The sequence below is a fragment of the Pseudomonas sp. NPDC088368 genome (assembly GCF_044753445.1).
GTDB lineage: Bacteria > Pseudomonadota > Gammaproteobacteria > Pseudomonadales > Pseudomonadaceae > Aquipseudomonas > Aquipseudomonas bambusae.
This window is the reverse complement of the sequence record NZ_JBIVNG010000007.1, coordinates 168,202-187,136: the sequence shown is the minus strand read 5'-3', so window position 1 is coordinate 187,136 and position 18,935 is coordinate 168,202. Positions and strand designations below refer to the sequence as shown.

Genomic DNA, 18,935 nt, shown 5'->3' with positions numbered 1-18,935 from the left:
GCACCCCCGCAGGTGGAAAAAAACGGCATTCTACTCACTTTCAGTGACCACCGGGCACAGTGAGCGCTTTGCCGTCTCTGGGTCGCTCGCTATACTGCGCCCCAACTTCTCCAAGAGAGCCGTGCTCAGTGAACCGGCCCACGCCAGTAAAAACCGATAATTTCTTCTTGCTGATCTTCCGGGCTCTGCGTCATCGACGCGTTCCGATTGCTTTGCGCATCGCCAGCCACAACGTGATCCTCGTCGCGCTGGCGCTGGTGATCTATGCCTGCGTGATGGGTTTGCAGTTCAAGCAGGCCATGCACGAACAGGCAGATGCGCTGGGCCAGGCCCTGACCACGCAAACCGCGACCTCCGCCACCGAGCTGCTGGTGTCCAACGACATCCTCAGCCTCAACGTGTTGCTGGGCAACCTGGTGAAGAACCCGCTGGTGGCCCACGCGGCGATCTACAGCGTTGATAACCGCATCCTTGCCGAAGCCGGTCAGCGTCCGAAAAACGGACTGTTGGGCGAAGCCGAGGGCCTCTACGAAATCAAAGTGACGTTCCAGGACGTGGTCGCGGGCACCTTGCGCATCAGCCTGGACATGTCCCAGTTCCAGCAGCCTTTGCTGATCAGCCTGCAAAGCATGGGGATTCTGGCCGGTATTCTGTTGGCACTGGCGCTCGCCTTGAGCCTGCGTCTGGGACGGCACATTTCCACGCCGATGCTGCAACTGCGCATGTGGCTGCGTTACATCGATCCATACACCCCGGCGACTGATCGTCAGGATGAAATCGGTGATCTGGCCCGTCAGCTCAAAGCGTCTTATGCGCCACCCGAGCCGGAGCCTGCACCGATTCCCGAGCCAGCGCCTGTTGCAGAAGACGATGACAGCTCGCCTGAGTTCGACGCCAGCGATCTGAGCGACCCTGAATTCGACGAAGCGCCGAAGCCCCGCGCGACAGCGATCCCGGCGCGACGCATCATGGCCGAGGAAGATGAAGAGGACGAGGAAGACCCGTTCGCCGATCTGCGCGACAACACCCCTGTTGCGCAGAAGCCTGCGCCACGCCCTGCTCTGCCAGTGGCCCCATCGCAACCGCAATACAGCGCGGTACTGGCCGTTCAATTAGGTTCGCAGGAACAATTGCGTCGTTTGCCTCGCGCTCGTTTGACCGAACTGCTGGAGCGTTATCGCGACTGCATCGATCAGGCGGCATCGCTCTATGACAGCGAGTTGCACACACTGAACGACGGCAGCTCACTGATGGTGTTCAGCACCCAGGACAGCGGTGACGATTACCTGACCAACGCCATCTGCTGCGGCGAATTGCTGCGCGCCCTGAGCCACGCCTTGCAGATCGAAGTCGCGGACAGCGGCATCACGCTGCAATTGCAACTGGGTCTGACGCTGGGCGAAGGCTTGCACGGCATGAATCAGATCGACCTGCTGCTGACCGAAACCGCGCAAGACGCGTTGGCCCTCTCGCAACACAGCCGCAACTTGCTGCTGGTCGAGCGCAAAATCAGCGAAGATCACACCATCCGCCAACGCGCCCGTATCCGCCCGATCGCCAGCCCCGAAGGCGCCAGCTGTGTCGAGCGCCTGATGGAACCGTATCCGTCGATGCTTGAGCGCCAGTTGGCGCGCATGCATGAGGCGCGCAAGGCGTAACCCGCTGCGCCGATCCACCTGTAGGAGCCGGCTTGCTGGCTCCTATGGCCTGCGGCCAGAATCAAATGCGATCTGCGCCCCCCCTTTAACGATCAAAACAACGTCTGTAGCTGCACGGCTTCATGATTTCGTCACCCACAAAAAAGCCCGCATCGCTGCGGGCTCTTTGTATGTGGCTGACTTAGAACCGGTAGATTTCCAGATCTGTGCGAATCGGCGACGCCATCGGGATCTTTGGCTTGTCCTGATCGACGCGGGTCTTGGCAGGTTGAGCGGCTTTCTTGGGCTCTTCCGCAACCAACGGCTGACTGGCCACCGGTTTGACCGCCACGCTCAGTTGATCGGCCAGACGCTGCAACAGCACGCCTTGAGCCTTGACCTGCGCCGCAGAGGTGCCCGCATGAGGCTCTTCCAAGTGAACCAGCTTGCTGTCGCGCACGGTGCCGCGACGGTCCAGCAAACGCCACTGAGCGTCGAGGACCGCGGGTTGATTCACACCAGAGTCCAGACGGGTGATAGACAGTACGACCTGCACATCCGGGGTGAAATTCGCGGCCGCAGGCGCCATGACGACCCGTTGGCTGTCCAGCTTCCACGCCAACTGGCGCAGCAGCAATTGATCGATATCAGAGGACAGACTGCCCGCCCAGCGCCCGTCAGCCGAGGCCGTCAGGCTGCCGTCGGGTTGGCGTTGCAGTAATGTCTCGCGTTGCAGATAGTCAGCAACGGAAACCGGACCCAGCAAAACAGCGACTCCGGCACTTTGTTTCGGTTGCCCAGGTTCGCCACTGTCCAGCTGATAGAGCGATTGGGGCTGATGAACGCTGCACCCGGCCAAACCTAGAACGCCGGTCAACAACAGAACAAAAGGAACGCGTAGAAAATTCATCATTCCGTCCAAGTGGCCCCGCACGGCGGCCACACTGTCAAATACTCAAGAAAACATGAAGGCACACAGCCACGCCCGCACCTCAAGACGACATATCATCCGTGAATATGCGCGATGACTCCAGCGATTCTGCGTCGATCTTCGTGACGAAACGAAGATCGGCAGCTGAAATCACCAGTTTAAGTAGCGCTTTCCACCAACAAAGCGTCTACGCGCTGGAAGCCACGCGGTAGCTTATTGCCACGACGGCCACGCTCGCCTTTGTAGTGTTCGAGATCATCCGGCTTAAGAGAAAGCGTACGCTTGCCCGCTTGCAGCACCAAAGTGGCGCCTTCAGGAATGACGGCCAGGTCGGTCACATACTCTTCACGGCTAGCGACGCGCTCACCCGGAATACCGATGATCTTGTTGCCCTTGCCTTTGCCCAGTTGCGGCAGATCGCTGATTTTGAACACCAGCAGGCGACCTTCGGTCGTGACCGCCGCGAGCCAGTTCTGCTCACGATCCGGCACGGGACGCGGCAAGATAACCTTCGCACCCGACGGCAGGCTCAACAGCGCCTTGCCTGCCTTGTTCTTGGCTTGCAGATCCTCACCCTTGACCACGAAACCGTAACCGGCGTCCGATGCGATCACGTACAGCGCGTCGTCATCCGGCAGCAGCACGCACTCGAAGGTGGCGGCAGGCGGTGGCGTCAGACGCCCCGTCAACGGATCGCCCTGCCCTCGCGCAGACGGCAAGGTATGCGCCGCCAGCGAGTAGCTGCGGCCGGTGGAGTCGATGAACACGGCGAACTGGTTCGAACGCCCCGCCGCTGCCGCTTTGAAGCCGTCGCCCGCCTTGTAGGAAAGCCCGGTCGCATCGATGTCGTGGCCCTTGGCGCAGCGCACCCAGCCTTTTTCCGACAGCACGACGGTCACCGGTTCGGTGGGCATCAGTTCGTTTTCGGACAACGCCTTGGCTTCGGCGCGCTCGACGATCGGCGAGCGACGGTCATCGCCATAGGTTTGTGCGTCGGCAATCAGCTCGCTACGGACCAGCTTGCGCAGCTTGGTTTCACTGCCCAGCAGCGCCTGAAGCTTGGCTTGTTCCTTAAGCAATTCGTCTTGTTCGCCGCGCAGCTTCATCTCTTCCAGACGCGCCAACTGACGCAACCGGGTGTCGAGGATGTAATCAGCCTGGATTTCAGACAGGTCGAAACGTGCGATCAGCTCGGCTTTCGGGTGCTCGGCGGTGCGGATGATGTGGATCACTTCATCCAGATTCAGGTACGCAGTGAGCAAACCTTCCAACAGGTGCAGACGCTTCTCGACCTTGTCCAGACGGAACTGCAAGCGGCGGCGCACGGTGGTGAGACGGAATTGCAGCCATTCGGACAGCAGCGTCTTGAGGTTTTTCAGCTGCGGCTTGCCGTCGAGGCCGATGATGTTGATGTTCACCCGGTAGCTGGATTCCAGCTCGGTGGTGGCGAACAGATGCTGCATCAGCTCTTCGGGATCGACGCGGTTGGAGCGCGGAATGATCACGATGCGGCAAGGGTGCTCGTGGTCCGACTCATCGCGCAGGTCAGCGACCATCGGCAGTTTCTTGGCCTGCATCTGCGCGGCGATTTGCTCCAGCACCTTGGCGCCGGAGACCTGGTGAGGCAGCGCGGTGACGACGATGTCGCCATCTTCGACGCGATACACCGCACGCATGCGCACCGAGCCACGGCCGGTTTCGTAGATTTTCAGCAGGTCGGCGCGCGGCGTGATGATTTCCGCTTCGGTCGGGTAATCCGGACCCTGTATGTGCTCACACAGCTGTTCGATGGTGGCCTTGGGCTCATCCAGCAGACGGACACAGGCCGACGCGACTTCACGCAGGTTGTGCGGCGGCACGTCGGTGGCCATGCCCACGGCAATACCGGTGGTGCCGTTGAGCAGGATGTTCGGTAAACGGGCTGGCAACACCGCCGGCTCGTCCAGCGTGCCGTCGAAGTTCGGCACCCAGTCCGCCGTGCCTTGGCCCAGTTCGGTGAGCAACACTTCGGAATAGCGGGACAAACGCGCTTCGGTGTAACGCATGGCGGCGAACGACTTGGGATCATCCGGCGCACCCCAGTTCCCCTGGCCGTCCACCAGCGTGTAGCGATAGCTGAACGACTGGGCCATCAACACCATGGCTTCGTAGCAGGCTGAATCGCCGTGGGGATGGAATTTACCCAACACATCACCGACGGTACGCGCCGATTTCTTGTGCTTGGCGTCGGCATCCAGACCCAGCTCGCTCATGGCGTAGACAATGCGCCGCTGCACAGGCTTCAGGCCGTCGCCGATATGCGGCAAGGCGCGGTCCATGATCACGTACATGGAGTAGTTGAGATAGGCCTGTTCGGTGAAGTCAGCCAGCGACCGGCGTTCTACGCCGTCCAGGCTGAGGTCAAGGGAGTCGCTCATGCGGGCCTCATCATTTTGTCGTCTGACGCAGCAGCAAGGTGCCGCCGCGCTGTGTGAATTCGAGTTGTTGGATGGCGCTCATACCCAGCAGCACCTGATCACCGTCCAGACCGGGCACCACGAGGGCGCGCACATCGTTCAGGACGATATCGCCGATTTGCAGCCGCTTCAGCGTGGTCCGGAAGGCGTCAGTCCGGCCGTTGGCCGTGCTGACTTCCACCCTGGCGCCGCGCTCAAGTCGCAGTGTCTGCGCGACACCTTCGGGAATCGCGACGTTGGTTGCGCCCGTGTCGAGCATGAATTCGACGGGGTGGGCATTGATCTGCCCCGTCATGACGAAATGCCCCTGACGATTACTCGCCAGTCGCACTTCGACATAGCCATCACCGTGTTCCGAGGTGACGGCAGTATTCGGATTTTCCTGATGCTGCTCCCACTGGCCGAAAAACCGCGTCGCCAGAAACAGCCCTGCGGCCCAGACAACGATCAGCATCAGGCGCCCGGCGCCTTTACCGGGAGGCCCTTGCCTCAAGGCTTAGTGCTCCAGCCACCCTCAGGCGCATCGAAACGCCAGACAATGGGCCGTTTTTCGCCGTCGGCCCTGGCACCGAAATTGTTGTCGATGCCTACCCACGCGCCGCTGTCATCGATGATCAGCGCTTCGGTGAGGCCGTATTTCTGATCGTAGAGCCGGTTCGGCAGCAAGGCCTCCTTGGCAAACGACCAACAGGTCTCCAGCTTCCCGGTCTCCAGCGTCCGACGACAGATGCGATAAGCCGCGCGCTCCAGGGTGTAGAGTTTGCCTTTGTACAGCGAGATATCGGAAAAGTCCTTGGCGACGGATTTGCCCCCCAGCTGTGGCGGCAAGGTGTCATTGCCGGACTCCATGCGCAGAATGCAGCTGGTGCCGCAGGCCCAACCGTCCTTGCCAAGCTTCGCGGTCAACAGCCCACGTTTTTCGCGCTCGGCGGCGAGCCAGATCTGGTCGCCTGCCGGGCTGATGGCGATGCCTTCAAAAATAGCGTTGAAATGCTGAAGCATGCCCGCCGCCTGGGCTTCCACGACCAGCTTCTTCGGCAGGGGCAACCAGCTTGCCGCGCCCTCGACGGGCACTTTCAGCACCGTCGCGAATCCTTCGCTGACCAGATAACGATTGCCCGCCGAATCACAAGTCACGCCTTCGAAATCCAGGTCGCCGCCCCGTAGCAGCGACGCGGCCTTGGCCATGTTTCGCAGCGTGCCCGACAAACCGCTGTCCGGAATCGGCGGAATTTCAAGCTTCAGCGCCTTGGCTTTCCAGACCGTCGCTGACGTGTCGAGGCTGTACAGAATCTCGTCGTCGCGATCCGAAACCGTCCACAGCACGCCATCGCAAGACGCCAGCCCGGACAGGTTGCCGCCGATCATGTCGTCGACTGCATGTTCGGACAGCAACTTGAGCTCGGGCAGTGGCTTTTGCGCCACCGGCTGCGCAGCAAATACAGGCATGGCGGTCAGCATCAGCGCTGCCAGCCACCCTCGGATCAAACCAGCACCTCGGCCAGATTGCCCTTGGATTCCAGCCAGGTCTTGCGATCACCTGCGCGCTTCTTGGCCAGCAGCATATCCATCATCTCGGACGTCGCTTCGAAATCGTCCAGCGTCAGTTGCACCAGACGACGGGTGTTCGGGTCCATGGTGGTTTCGCGCAGTTGCGGTGGGTTCATTTCACCCAGGCCTTTGAATCGCGTGACTTGCGGCTTGCCGCGTTTCTTTTCGGCCACCAGCCGGTCAAGGATGCCGTCGCGCTCGGCTTCGTCGAGAGCGTAATAAATCTCCTTGCCCAGATCGATACGGTACAGCGGCGGCATGGCGACGTACACATGGCCAGCGTCCACCAGCGGGCGGAAATGCTGGACGAACAGCGCGCAGAGCAGCGTGGCAATGTGCAGGCCGTCGGAGTCGGCGTCGGCAAGGATGCAGATTTTGCCGTAGCGCAGTTGGCTCATGTCCGCCGCGCCCGGATCGACGCCGATAGCGACCGCGATGTTGTGCACTTCCTGGCTGGCAAGGACTTCGCCGCCATCGACTTCCCACGTGTTCAGAATCTTCCCGCGCAACGGCAGGATGGCCTGGAATTCCTTGTCTCGCGCCTGTTTGGCCGAGCCGCCTGCAGAGTCACCCTCGACCAGAAACAGCTCGGCGCGCATGGGGTCCTGACCCGCGCAATCCGCCAATTTGCCCGGCAATGCCGGACCTTGGGTGATGCGCTTGCGCTCGACCTTTTTGCTCGCCTTCAGGCGACGGCCGGCGTTGTTGATGGCCAGTTCGGCCAGTTGCATGCCCATTTCCGGGTGCGCATTGAGCCAGAGGCTGAACGCGTCCTTGACCACACCGGACACGAAGGCCGCCGCTTCACGGGACGACAGCCGCTCCTTGGTCTGGCCGGAGAATTGCGGCTCCTGCATCTTCATCGATAGCACGAACGCGATGCGCTCCCAGACGTCTTCCGGGGCCAGCTTCACGCCACGCGGCAGCAGGTTGCGGAACTCGCAGAACTCGCGCATCGCGTCGAGCAGGCCCTGACGCAAACCGTTGACGTGGGTGCCGCCCTGGGCAGTGGGGATCAGGTTGACGTAGCTTTCCTGAACGCTGTCGCCGCCTTCCGGCAACCACAGCAGCGCCCAGTCCACAGCTTCCTTGTTACCCGCAAAGGCGCCACAAAACGGCTCTTCCGGGAGGCGCAAGAAATCGTTGACCGAGTCCTGCAAATAAGAGCGCAGGCCGTCTTCGTAATGCCACTCGACTTTCTCGCCGGTGCTTTTGTCTTCAAAGCTGACCAGCAGCCCTGGGCACAGCACGGCCTTGGCCTTGAGCACGTGTTTGAGGCGGCTGACGGAAAATTTGGGGCTGTCGAAATACTTCGGGTCCGGCGCGAAAAACACACTGGTGCCGGTGTTGCGTTTGCCCACGGTGCCGACCACGGCGAGTTCGGTGGCCTTGAAGCCGTCGGCAAAGGTCATTTCGTATTCGTTGCCGTCGCGCTTGACCCGCACCCGCACCTGGGTGGAGAGCGCGTTGACGACGGAAATCCCCACGCCGTGCAAACCGCCGGAGAACTGGTAGTTCTTGTTGGAGAATTTGCCGCCCGCGTGGAGCTTGGTGAGAATCAGCTCAACGCCCGAGACGCCCTCTTCCGGGTGAATGTCCACCGGCATGCCGCGACCGTCGTCGGCCACTTCCAGGGAGTTGTCGGCGTGGAGAATCACTTGCACCGATTTGGCGTGGCCTGCCAAGGCTTCGTCGACGCTGTTGTCGATGACTTCCTGGGCGAGGTGGTTCGGCCGAGAGGTGTCGGTGTACATGCCCGGCCGCTTGCGGACCGGGTCGAGGCCCGAGAGGACTTCGATGGCGTCTGCGTTATAAGAGCTAGCGCTGGGATTGGCCATGGGGTCTCGTCATCAAGTCGTTCATGAAATGTCGGAATGACACTGTTCTACAGGTTTGTTTCAGTCAGCGCTTCGATTCTGGCGCTTCGTTCAGAGCGTCGACAGATCGATAGCTTGCAACAGCTCGGGGGCGAATCCGGCAATGCTCAACAAGGTCGGCATTTTTTCTGCGAACCCCTGGAAGCTGTGATCGCCGCCCGCCTCGATGCGCAAGGCACAGGCCCGGTAAAACGCCTGTGCCCGTTTGTAATCCAGCGTCTCGTCACCGGTTTGCAGCCACACCTGAATGCGCTGCGGATCCTGTGGCGCGGGCACTTCAAGCTCTGCCAGCGCATCCACGTGATCGTGCGTCAGCTCCCAGCTTTCGCCGGTGTAGAGGTTCGTTTGGGTGCCCAGAAAACCGTCGAACAGCTGGTGCGGATTCACCGCCGGGTTGATCAGCACGGCCTTGAGGCCATGTCGCTCAGCCAAGTGAGTCGCATAGTAGCCGCCGAGGGAGCTGCCGACCAGTAATGGCCGCCCGCCCAGTTCGTCGATGGCGGTTTCAAGCTGGGCAATGGCCTGGCGCGGATGATGATGCAGCTCCGGCACGCGCAGTTGCTCACTCAGACCGAGACGGTTCATCAGCCCGGACAGCTGCGTGGCCTTCTTCGACATCGCCGAGCTGTTCAGGCCATGTATATAAAGCAGTGTCGAGTGATGGTGATTCACGCCGTGGCCTCCTGAAGCTGCGAGTCGGGTGAAAGCCGACGTTCTGGCTCTCACAGGGCAAAGCCACGCAGTTTACAGGGACAACGGCGTGAAGACTCGTTCGATGATGATTTACCGCGAATTCAGGACGCTTCCTTCAATAGCCAGCGCCACTGAGGTCCACCTCAAACAGATGCGGATCGATGCGCGACACCCCCGTTTCGATCTGCCCGTCATCGAGCAGGCGCAGCCAGCGGTAGCCGGGTGCGCGCGAGTCGAGGGCGAAATCCACGCTGTTCGGCGCGAACTGAATGCAGGTGGAAGGTGAAGCCATTAGACGGACGCCTTGGCGAGGCTGATCGAACTCTTGATGCACATGGCCCCAGAGCACTGCGCGCGTGTGTGGAAAACGCTCCAGCACAGCAAACAACGCATCGGGATTGCGCAGCCCGATTGGCGCCATCCATGCCGCACCAATCGGTACTGGATGGTGATGCAAGCAGACCAGGTGATGACGCTCCGGCGCTTCGCTCAAGGCCTGCGCGAGCAATTGCAGCTGCTTGTCCTCCAGATAGCCGGGAACGGAGCCTGAAACCGCCGAGTCCAGCATCGTGATGCGCCAGTTGCCGATGTCGACGACCGGGTCCAGGAATTCGCTGCCCTGGGCGCCTATCGCCATTTCGCGGAGTTCGTCGTGATTGCCGGGAATCCAGCGCTTCGGCGCATCCAGTCGGTCGCTTTCAGTCCGAAACGCCTGATAAGACTCAACCGAGCCATCCTGCGACAGGTCGCCGGTGGCCAGCACCAGATCGATGTCGGACTGCTCGGCGAGCACCAGATCGACCACAGCCTTGAGGCTGTCGCGGGTTTGCATGCCCAGCAGTTGGCCGTCCGCTTCAGCGAACAGGTGGCTGTCGGACAGTTGAACCACCAACACGGAGGACGGGTTTGAAGGTGCGCTCGGCAATGGCCATCTCCTTGAGCAGGTATGGCCGGATTATGGTGTCTGATTGTTACGACGGCAAACCCGGAACAGCGTGGCAGTTCTCATTTGCGCAACAGACCAGGGGAAAACAGCGCCCACTGTAGACTCGCCGGTGCACCCGGACTTAGCGAACCGCCTCAAACTCATGCCCACACGCCAGGCAGTGGCTCAGCCACTCACCCAGAAAAAGATTCAGCTGAGCCTTTTCGTCCGGCTGGTGCATGTCGGCATTGGGGTAGGGGTAGATCCCCTGAAAACGGCGCGCATGTTCGGCGCCGATGACTTCCGCCATGCGGGCGTCGTGGTAGACCTGCACTTCCAGCACCGGGACCGGCAGCCAGGGCAGGCTGTGTTCCTGGCGCACCTGCAGGGTGGTGGTGTATGGGCAGTCGAGAATGACTTCGACCGCCAGCACGCCCAACATTTGATCGCCTTGAGTGACAGCCACCCGACGGGAGCGTTGTTCATTGCGCATGTCAGGTAACAGACGCATCAAGCGCGCGTAGTTCGCCTCACAGGCTGCTTGCAGCCCGGCAAGGTCGACACGGTAGCGCTCGCGCAGAAGATTCACGACCACAGCCCCCTGATTTCGGCGCGATTAAGCGCCAGCCACTGTATTGCGATGATAGTTGCCGCATTGACGATGCGTCCGTCTTTTACGGCTTGCATCGCGTCATCGAACGACCAGACCGACACACGGATGTCCTCGGCCTCTTCCTCCAGCCCATGCACCCCACCTGCCCCCGCGCTCTCACATTTGCCCAAGTAGAGGTGAACGAATTCGTTACTGCCACCAGGCGACGGAAAGTATTTGGTGATCGGCCACAACGCACTGAAGACAAGCCCAGCTTCCTCTTCTCCTTCGCGGTGAGCAACCTCCTCGGGCTGCTCTTTTTTGTCGATCAGCCCGGCGACCATTTCAATCAGCCAAGGGTTGGGATGCTTGCCAACGACGCCGACCCGGAACTGCTCCAGCAGAACCACTTCGTCGCGCTTCGCGTCGTAGGGCAGCACGCACACGGCATCGTGACGCACGAACAACTCGCGCTTGATTTCCGGCCCCATGCCGCCGTCGAACAGCTCGTGGCGCAGGTGCAGACGGTCCAGTTGGTAGAACCCCTTGAAGCAGGTTTCGCGGTGGACGATCTCGTGCTTCGTGGGTGTCGATTTAGCGGTATCGGTCATAAATTTCTCACTGCAAAGCACTTGTGACTTCGCGCCATCCTAACGTGCTGCCACCCGGGATGCAGCCCCCGGACTTGGCAAATCCGGCACTCAGGGTAGACGAAGGCAGGGGAATGGCACTCTAATCCGCCCAATGGCGAACTGATTGCGCCACAGACAGTCGAAGCCTGTTGCCGTTATCCCTCTGTGATGGCCCTTTATGGCCCTTATATGCCAACGCCAAGGATCACCATGTCGTTTCTGAAGATCGTTTCAATGGCCTGCCTGGCCCTGATACTGGGTGCCTGCCAGAGCTTTTTCGAACCCAACATGCGAAAGCCGCTGACCGTTCAGCGCGACGCGTCCGAGCTGATCAAGCCGGGCTGCACCACGGATGACTGCCCGTTGGTGAACATCGACACCGTGCACTTTCCGGATGAACCGAAGCTGGACGGCATCGTGCAGCGCACCCTGCTGCAATTGACCCGCAGCGACACCGACGGCCCTTTGCCGCCGACCCTCAAGGCCTATCAGGAGCAGTTCCTCGCCCGAGCCCCGGCGCGCAACGCCAGCTATTTGCAGGCGAAAGTACGCGAGCAGCATGACGGTCTTGTGGTGGTTGAGCTGTCGAGCTACCTCGACGCAGGCGGCGCCCATGGCGACCCGGGCCGCGCGTTCATCAACTATTCCCGTCAACAGCAACGCGTGCTGACGCTGGCCGACATGCTGGTGCCAGGCCAGGAAGCGGCCTTCTGGGCTAAAGCGGAGCTGGCGCACCAGGCCTGGCAAATCAGCGTCAAGCTGGACAAAGACACCGAGTTCCAGAAGATGTGGCCATTCAAGCGCACTTCCAACGTCGCCCTGACGTACGGTGCCGTGATCCTGAAATACCCGGTCACTACCATCGCCCCGTACGCCATGGGTCACATCGAGCTGAAGATTCCGTATCCGCAGCTCAACGGCATCCTCAAACCGGAACTGTTCCCCGGTCGGAGTTGATCGCCTTGCTCAGCGCCAGTTGCAGCACGCCAGCCACGATAAGGGCTGGCAGTGTTGCACCGACGTTGGGGTAAAGGTTCGCCAATATGTGGTAAGTCGCGATGCCGCCGACCCACGCCAGCAGCGTCATCCAGCGCAATCCCACCGTCGCGGCGCCATGGCTGCGACGACGCAGGATGAAGTGATCCACCAGTACCACGCCAAACAGCGGCGCGAACACCGAGCCGATCAGCAGCAGGAAGTTCTGGTACTGCGCCAACGGCGCGAAGCAGGCGATCAGCGTGCAGATCACGCCGATGGCCAACGCCAGATGTTCGACCTTGGCTTTCAACAGAATCCCGCTTGAAACCGCTGCCGAGTGAATGTCGGCGAAGGCGTTTTCGGATTCGTCGAGCAGGATCAGGAGCAGCGGAATGCCCATCCCGGCCCCGGCCAGCGCCAACAGCAGTGCATTCGCTTCACCGCTCGGCGCAAACGCCAAGGTGTAAGCGACGCCCAGGGTCATCAGCCAGAAGTTGCCGATAAAGAAGCCCATCACCGTGCCGCCGAACACGCCGGTAGCGCGTTTGCCGAAGCGTGAATAGTCGGCGATCAGCGGCAGCCACGACAGCGGCATGGCGATGGCGATGTCGAAACCCACGGCAAACGGCAGCGACCCATCGCCCGCCCGTGCCCAGAGTGCGGCGAGATCGGCTTTGGCGAACAGGTTCCAGGTCAGCCAGACGCACGCCGCCAGCAACAGCCAGATGCCCCATTTACGCAGGATTTGACGAACAAACGTCAATGGACCGCTAACGGCCAACAGCGTCGCCAGACCGCCGAACAGCAGCGTCCAGAGCAGCGGGCTTGTCCACAAGCTGCCTTCACTGAAAGCGCCCGCGGCGAGCAGACTGGCCGCATCGCGCATGACGATGATCTCGAAAGAACCCCAGCCCACCAGTTGCAACAGGTTGAGAATCGCAGGCACGCCCGCGCCTTTGGTGCCAAGGCTGAGCTTGAGCGCGGCCATCGACGACAGGCCGGTGTCGCTGCCGATCACGCCCACGGCGGCCAGCAGCAGAACGCCGACCAGGGTGCCGAGGAAGATCGCCAGCATCGAGCCTGACATGCCCAGCCCCGGCGCCAGCAGCGCGCCGGTTTGCAGGACCATCAGGCCGATGCCGAGGGAGAACCACAGGGAAAACAGATCACGCCCGCCGAAGACCCGCTTGCTGGCGGGGACGGGGATGTCGGGTGAATAGGTGCTGGGTGTGTTCACATTAAGATCCCTGGAAAAGCAGTGATGAGCTTCAAGCTACAAGCTGCAAGTAAGAGCAGAAGCGGATCTGCAGCGGCTTGTAGATTGCCGTTCGCGGCTAGATCAAAAGAAGCAGTGGGAAGCCTCAAGCGGCAAGCTACACGTTTGAAGCCAAAACAGACCTGCTCTTGCTTCTAGCTTGCGGCTTGCCGCTCGCCGCTCGTGGCTAGACTTTCTTGTAAAGCTGGCTGCCTTCCTGCTTGAACCGCTCGGCCTGCTCGCGCATGCCTTCGGCCACCGACAGGTCCACCGCCTCGATTTTCTGGTTGGCCGCGTATTCGCGGACTTCCTGGGTGATCTTCATCGAGCAGAATTTCGGCCCGCACATGGAGCAGAAATGCGCGACTTTCGCGGAGTCTTTCGGCAGGGTTTCGTCGTGGTACGAACGCGCGGTGTCCGGGTCCAGGCCGAGGTTGAACTGGTCTTCCCAACGGAATTCGAAGCGTGCCTTGCTCAAGGCGTTGTCGCGAATCTGCGCACCCGGATGACCTTTGGCGAGGTCGGCTGCGTGGGCGGCGATCTTGTAGGTAATGATCCCGGTCTTCACGTCGTCTTTGTTCGGCAGGCCCAAGTGTTCTTTCGGCGTGACGTAGCAGAGCATCGCGCAACCGAACCAGCCGATCATCGCCGCGCCAATGCCCGAGGTGATGTGGTCGTAACCCGGCGCAATGTCGGTGGTCAGCGGGCCGAGGGTGTAGAACGGCGCTTCGTCGCAGCACTCCAGCTGCTTGTCCATGTTCTCTTTGATCAACTGCATCGGCACGTGGCCGGGGCCTTCGATCATGCACTGCACGTCGTGCTTCCACGCGATCTTGGTCAGTTCGCCAAGGGTCTCCAGCTCGCCGAACTGCGCTTCGTCGTTGGCGTCGGCAATCGAGCCCGGACGCAGGCCATCGCCCAGCGAGAAGCTGACGTCGTAGGCCTTCATGATTTCGCAGATTTCGTCGAAGTGGGTGTAGAGGAAGTTCTCTTTGTGATGCGCCAGGCACCACTTGGCCATGATCGAGCCGCCACGGGAAACGATGCCGGTGACGCGCTTGGCGGTCAGCGGCACGTAGCGCAACAGCACGCCCGCGTGGATGGTGAAGTAATCGACGCCCTGCTCCGCCTGCTCGATCAGCGTGTCGCGGAACAGCTCCCAAGTCAGGTCTTCAGCGACGCCGTTCACTTTCTCCAGCGCCTGATAAATCGGCACAGTGCCAATCGGCACCGGCGAGTTGCGGATGATCCACTCGCGGGTTTCGTGAATGTGTTTGCCGGTGGACAGGTCCATGACGGTGTCCGAGCCCCAGCGAATGCCCCACGTCAGCTTCGCCACTTCTTCTTCGATGGACGAACCCAGCGCGCTGTTGCCGATGTTGCCGTTGATCTTCACCAGGAAGTTACGGCCGATGATCATCGGTTCCAGTTCGACGTGGTTGATGTTGGCCGGAATGATGGCGCGGCCACGGGCGATTTCTTCGCGCACGAATTCGGCAGTGATCTCTTTCGGGATGCTCGCGCCGAAGCTGTGGCCGGCGTGTTGCTGCTTCAAAAGACCGGCAGCGCGGGCCTCTTGCAGCTTCATGTTTTCGCGGATCGCGACGTATTCCATCTCGGCGGTGATGATGCCCTGACGCGCGTAGTGCATCTGGCTCACGTTGGCCCCGGCTTTGGCGCGGCGCGGGTTGCGCACGTGGGCGAAGCGCAGTTTGGTCAGCTCGGCATCGGCCAGTCGTTGTTGCCCGAAATCGGAGCTCAGGCCGTCGAGGCGTTCAGTGTCGCCACGATCGTTGATCCAGGCCGAGCGCACGTCGCCCAGGCCTTTGCGTACATCGATGATGACGTTGGGATCGGTGTACGGGCCCGAGGTGTCGTACACGCAGACCGGCGCGTTGATCTCGCCACCAAAGTCTGTGGGTGTCACATCGAGGCTGATTTCACGCATCGGCACGCGGATGTCCGGGCGGGAACCTTGAACATAGATTTTTTGCGAGCGGGTGAACGGCTGCACCGACCCCGAATCGACTTGGGCGGATTCACTCAGATTGGCGTTTTTTAGTGTTGTACTCATCACGGGCTCTCCAGACATCATCCAGCGGCGGATTGATTTGTCGGAGCGTGAGCCTGATTCGAACGGACGGATGCACCCTGAGACGACACGGATGCTGAGAATCGAAAAACGAGGACTGTTCAAAAATTGAACAAAGACGACCCCGGACGACGCTCAAGAGGACTCGCCGGGAGACGAGAAATCTTGTTCCCTACGCAGGCGCTAACCTGATCAGGTTCAACGGGATCCGGATTATCCGATCTCAGCCTCATAGCAAGGCACCCCGACAAGAACGGCGCCAGTCTAGACGCGTGACGGGGCAAACGCCAAGCGAGGAATTCAAACGCTTGTTAAATGGCCGATATGGCGGATTGTTGTAGGGATCGCGCGGAACTACACTCGCTACGCGACGCCAAATGCCGTCTGCACTGAATCAGCGACAACAACTACTAGGGAATGTCTATGCTGCGCAACTTTTCACTGGCCATTGCCGTGTCGTGTGCGTCGAATGCAATGGCCGGGGCAGCGGACTTGCCTCTGCCGACCAAGACCGGACTGGTCAGCGTCTACCAGGAAGCCGTTAACAACAACGCCGACCTGGCTGCGGCCCGCGCCAGCTATGACGCGCAGAAGGAGATCGTGCCCCAAGCCCGCGCTGGCCTGCTGCCGAACATCTCCGGCGGTGCCGACGTGAACAACACGCGCACCAAGATCGACGAGCCGTCTGCCGTGATCAATCGCAGCGGCACGGTTTATCGCGCGACCCTGAGCCAACCGATTTTCCGCGCCGATCGCTGGTTCCAGCTCAAGGCCGCGAAAGACGTGAATGAACAGGCAATCCTGCAACTGTCGGCTACCGAGCAGAACCTGATCCTGCAAAGCGCCGAAGACTACTTCACCGTGCTGCGCGCCCAGGACAATCTGGCCTCGACCAAGGCCGAAGAAGCAGCGTTCAAGCGCCAGCTCGATCAGGCCAACGAACGCTTCGATGTCGGCCTTTCGGACAAGACCGACGTGCTGCAAGCCCAGGCCAGCTATGACACCGCCCGTGCTGCGCGCATTGTCGCCAAGCGTCAGGTGGACGATGCGTTTCAGGCCTTGGTGACCCTGACCAACCGCGAATACAACGCCATCGAAGGCATCGTGCATACCTTGCCGGTGCTGGCACCGACGCCAAACGACGCCAAATCCTGGGTCGATACCGCCTCGCAACAGAACCTCAACCTGCTGGCCAGCAACTACGCCGTCAGCGCCGCCGAAGAAACCCTGCGCCAACGCAAGGCTGGTCACGCGCCGACGGTCGATGCTGTCGCCCAGTACGAGAAAGGCGACAACGACCCACTCGGCTTCACCAACCCGAACTACACCGGTCAGAGTTTTCACGGCAGCGTCGAACAACGCACCATCGGCCTGCAAGTGAACATCCCGATTTACAGCGGCGGCCTGACCAGCTCGCAAGTGCGCGAAGCCTACGCCCGCCTCGGCCAGACCGAGCAGCAACGCGAAGGCCTGCGCCGTCAGGTGGTGGAAAACACCCGCAACCTGCACCGCGCCGTGAACACCGACGTCGAACAGGTCCAGGCACGCAAACAGTCAATCATCTCCAACCAGAGCGCGCTGGAAGCTACCGAAATCGGCTATCAGGTGGGTACGCGCAACATCGTTGACGTGCTGGACGCGCAACGCCAGCTGTACGCCTCCGTGCGCGACTACAACAACACCCGCTACGACTACATCCTCGACAACCTGCGTTTGAAACAGGCCGCGGGCACATTGAGCCCGGGGGATTTGCAAGACCTGTCGCGCTTCCTCAAACCGGACTACAACCCGGACAAGGACTTCCTGCCGCCAGATCTGGCGAAAGAGGCAGCGAAGAATTTTGAAAGGCCGACGGAGCGATAGCTGACGGCCTGCACCTATCCTTTGGTCTGGTAATACATTCTCCCCTGTGGGAGCGAATTCATTCGCGATGGGAGGGTTCAGGCGACAAAGATGTATCGCCTGAACCCTTTTTCGCGAATAAATTCGCTCCCACAGGTCATTTGCAGATCAGAACGATCTGACTGCGTATCAGATCAACCGCCCAATCCCCTCCAACAATTTGCTCAATGCCCCCTGATTAGCCTTCATCACCGCCAACCCCGCATCCGCCATCGCTTTAGCCTGTTCGGGCTGCTCGATCAACCGCTGCACCACCGCTGCCAATCCCGCTGCATCGCTCACCTCTTCCAACGCCCCGGCATTACGCAACAGGGCGGCGATTTCGAGGAAGTTGAACAGGTGGGGCCCGCTCAGGACAGGTTTATCCAGTGCCGCAGGTTCCAGCAGGTTGTGCCCGCCGTTGGGCACGAGGCTGCCGCCGACAAAAGCGATGTCAGCCAACGCATACAGAAACAGCAGCTCGCCCATGGTGTCGCCCACCAACACCGATGTCGTATTCGTCACAGGCTCGGACGTTGAACGCCGAACGCTGGAAAAGCCCTGCTGCTGGCTCATTTCGAACACGCTGTTGAAGCGTTCGGGGTGACGGGGCACCAGGATCAGCAGCGCATCGGGCCGGGTTTTCAGCAACTGGCGATGGGCTGACAACACCACCTCGTCCTCACCGGCGTGTGTACTGGCGGCGATCCATACCGGGCGGTTCGTGGTTTGCCAATCTGCACGCTGCTGAGCCGCGCGCGTCAGCAATTGCGGTTCGATGGTCAGGTCGAATTTGATCGAGCCGGTGACCGTCACGCATTCCGGGCGAGCGCCGAGGTCACGAAAGCGCTGGGCTTCCGTTTCTGTCTGCACAGCGATCAGGCTCATTTCGGCGAGCATTGGACGGGTCAGCTTGGCGAATTTTCCGTAGCCACGTGCCGAACGCTCTGACAACCGTGCGTTCGCCAATACCGTCGGAATGCCCCGTTTCGCACATTGGTGAATGTGGTTGGGCCACAGCTCGGTTTCCATGATCACACCGATCTTCGGCTGGACATGGTCGAGAAACCGCCCCGCTGCCCACGGAAAATCGTACGGCAGGTAGCAATGCTGAATCCGAGGCTCGTTGGCAAACATCGACTGAATGCGCTCGGAGCCGGTCGGCGTCATGCAAGTGATGGTGATTGGCAATTCGGGATAGCGCGTCAGCAAGGCGCGAATCATCGGCGCGGCGGCAATGCTTTCGCCCACTGACACCGCGTGGACCCAGACGCCACCCTTCTGCATCGGCGGCAATCCACGGGCGAAACGCTCGCCCACACGTTGCGCATACGCCGGGGCTTTGCGCGCCCGAAGCCACAAGCGCAACGCGATCAAAGGCAGGCCGAGGTGAAACAGGAATGTGTAGAGAGGTCTATTCATGGGCGCGGAGTTT

General features: G+C 60.8%; 15 protein-coding genes and 1 riboswitch. Of the genes, 3 read left to right on the top strand and 12 right to left on the bottom strand.

Annotated features, from left to right (window positions below):
- Nucleotides 1–128: 128 nt before the first annotated feature.
- Nucleotides 129–1,658 carry a histidine kinase gene (locus ACIQAL_RS17005; protein ID WP_401147454.1) on the top strand — a complete coding sequence of 510 codons (1,530 nt, stop codon included), beginning with the start codon at nucleotides 129–131 and terminating at the stop codon, nucleotides 1,656–1,658.
- Between the two features lie 181 nt (nucleotides 1,659–1,839).
- On the opposite strand, the gene ACIQAL_RS17000 is transcribed toward ACIQAL_RS17005, so the two are convergent.
- The 9 genes from ACIQAL_RS17000 to ACIQAL_RS16960 all read right to left on the bottom strand — a co-directional run bounded on the left by ACIQAL_RS17000 (nucleotide 1,840) and on the right by ACIQAL_RS16960 (nucleotide 11,273).
- Nucleotides 1,840–2,547, bottom strand: a complete 708-nt coding sequence (locus ACIQAL_RS17000; protein ID WP_166596030.1) for a membrane integrity-associated transporter subunit PqiC — start codon at nucleotides 2,545–2,547, stop codon at nucleotides 1,840–1,842.
- A 179-nt stretch (nucleotides 2,548–2,726) separates the two neighbouring features.
- A complete protein-coding gene (gene parC, locus ACIQAL_RS16995; RefSeq protein ID WP_166596031.1) occupies nucleotides 2,727–4,985 on the bottom strand; it encodes a DNA topoisomerase IV subunit A in 2,259 nt (752 codons plus the stop codon).
- Nucleotides 4,986–4,995: 10 nt separating this feature from the next.
- Nucleotides 4,996–5,478: a TIGR02281 family clan AA aspartic protease gene (locus tag ACIQAL_RS16990; RefSeq protein WP_401147848.1), complete on the bottom strand. Its 483-nt coding sequence runs from the start codon at nucleotides 5,476–5,478 to the stop codon at nucleotides 4,996–4,998.
- 35 nt (nucleotides 5,479–5,513) lie between these two features.
- Nucleotides 5,514–6,512, bottom strand: coding sequence for an esterase-like activity of phytase family protein (locus ACIQAL_RS16985; protein WP_401147450.1), 999 nt, complete (start codon nucleotides 6,510–6,512; stop codon nucleotides 5,514–5,516).
- The gene (gene parE, locus ACIQAL_RS16980; protein WP_401147448.1) at nucleotides 6,509–8,413 is read right to left on the bottom strand and encodes a DNA topoisomerase IV subunit B; all 1,905 of its coding nucleotides are present in this window, start codon (nucleotides 8,411–8,413) and stop codon (nucleotides 6,509–6,511) included. Before parE ends, ACIQAL_RS16985 begins: the two co-directional genes overlap by 4 nt.
- A 90-nt stretch (nucleotides 8,414–8,503) precedes the next feature.
- Complete coding sequence (locus ACIQAL_RS16975; RefSeq protein ID WP_401147846.1) at nucleotides 8,504–9,070, bottom strand: YqiA/YcfP family alpha/beta fold hydrolase; 567 nt, start codon at nucleotides 9,068–9,070, stop codon at nucleotides 8,504–8,506.
- Between the two features lie 190 nt (nucleotides 9,071–9,260).
- Complete coding sequence (gene cpdA / locus ACIQAL_RS16970) at nucleotides 9,261–10,070, bottom strand: 3',5'-cyclic-AMP phosphodiesterase (protein WP_401147446.1); 810 nt, start codon at nucleotides 10,068–10,070, stop codon at nucleotides 9,261–9,263.
- 142 nt (nucleotides 10,071–10,212) lie between these two features.
- Nucleotides 10,213–10,665, bottom strand: coding sequence for a DUF1249 domain-containing protein (locus ACIQAL_RS16965; protein ID WP_401147444.1), 453 nt, complete (start codon nucleotides 10,663–10,665; stop codon nucleotides 10,213–10,215).
- Nucleotides 10,656–11,273, bottom strand: a complete 618-nt coding sequence (locus ACIQAL_RS16960; protein ID WP_166596036.1) for an NUDIX domain-containing protein — start codon at nucleotides 11,271–11,273, stop codon at nucleotides 10,656–10,658. The genes ACIQAL_RS16965 and ACIQAL_RS16960 overlap by 10 nt, the downstream gene beginning before the upstream one ends.
- 231 nt (nucleotides 11,274–11,504) lie before the next feature.
- On the opposite strand from ACIQAL_RS16960, the gene ACIQAL_RS16955 reads away from it, so the two are divergent.
- Complete coding sequence (locus ACIQAL_RS16955) at nucleotides 11,505–12,251, top strand: RsiV family protein (protein WP_401147441.1); 747 nt, start codon at nucleotides 11,505–11,507, stop codon at nucleotides 12,249–12,251.
- Here the strand turns inward: ACIQAL_RS16955 and cytX are convergent.
- Together cytX and thiC are read right to left on the bottom strand one after the other, a co-directional pair.
- Complete coding sequence (cytX, locus tag ACIQAL_RS16950; protein WP_401147439.1) at nucleotides 12,220–13,509, bottom strand: putative hydroxymethylpyrimidine transporter CytX; 1,290 nt, start codon at nucleotides 13,507–13,509, stop codon at nucleotides 12,220–12,222. The two genes, ACIQAL_RS16955 and cytX, sit on opposite strands and share 32 nt — an antisense overlap.
- A gap of 205 nt (nucleotides 13,510–13,714) precedes the next feature.
- Nucleotides 13,715–15,601, bottom strand: coding sequence for a phosphomethylpyrimidine synthase ThiC (thiC, locus tag ACIQAL_RS16945; RefSeq protein WP_401147437.1), 1,887 nt, complete (start codon nucleotides 15,599–15,601; stop codon nucleotides 13,715–13,717).
- 170 nt (nucleotides 15,602–15,771) lie between these two features.
- A riboswitch (TPP riboswitch) is annotated at nucleotides 15,772–15,876 on the bottom strand.
- Between the two features lie 166 nt (nucleotides 15,877–16,042).
- Here thiC and ACIQAL_RS16940 point away from each other — a divergent pair.
- Entirely contained in the window at nucleotides 16,043–17,482 is a 1,440-nt protein-coding gene (locus ACIQAL_RS16940; RefSeq protein ID WP_401147435.1) for a TolC family outer membrane protein, read from the top strand.
- A 168-nt stretch (nucleotides 17,483–17,650) separates the two neighbouring features.
- Here the strand turns inward: ACIQAL_RS16940 and waaA are convergent, their stop codons facing one another.
- On the bottom strand, nucleotides 17,651–18,922 hold the full coding sequence (gene waaA, locus ACIQAL_RS16935) for a lipid IV(A) 3-deoxy-D-manno-octulosonic acid transferase (RefSeq protein ID WP_401147432.1): 1,272 nt from the start codon (nucleotides 18,920–18,922) through the stop codon (nucleotides 17,651–17,653).
- Nucleotides 18,923–18,935 lie beyond the last annotated feature (13 nt).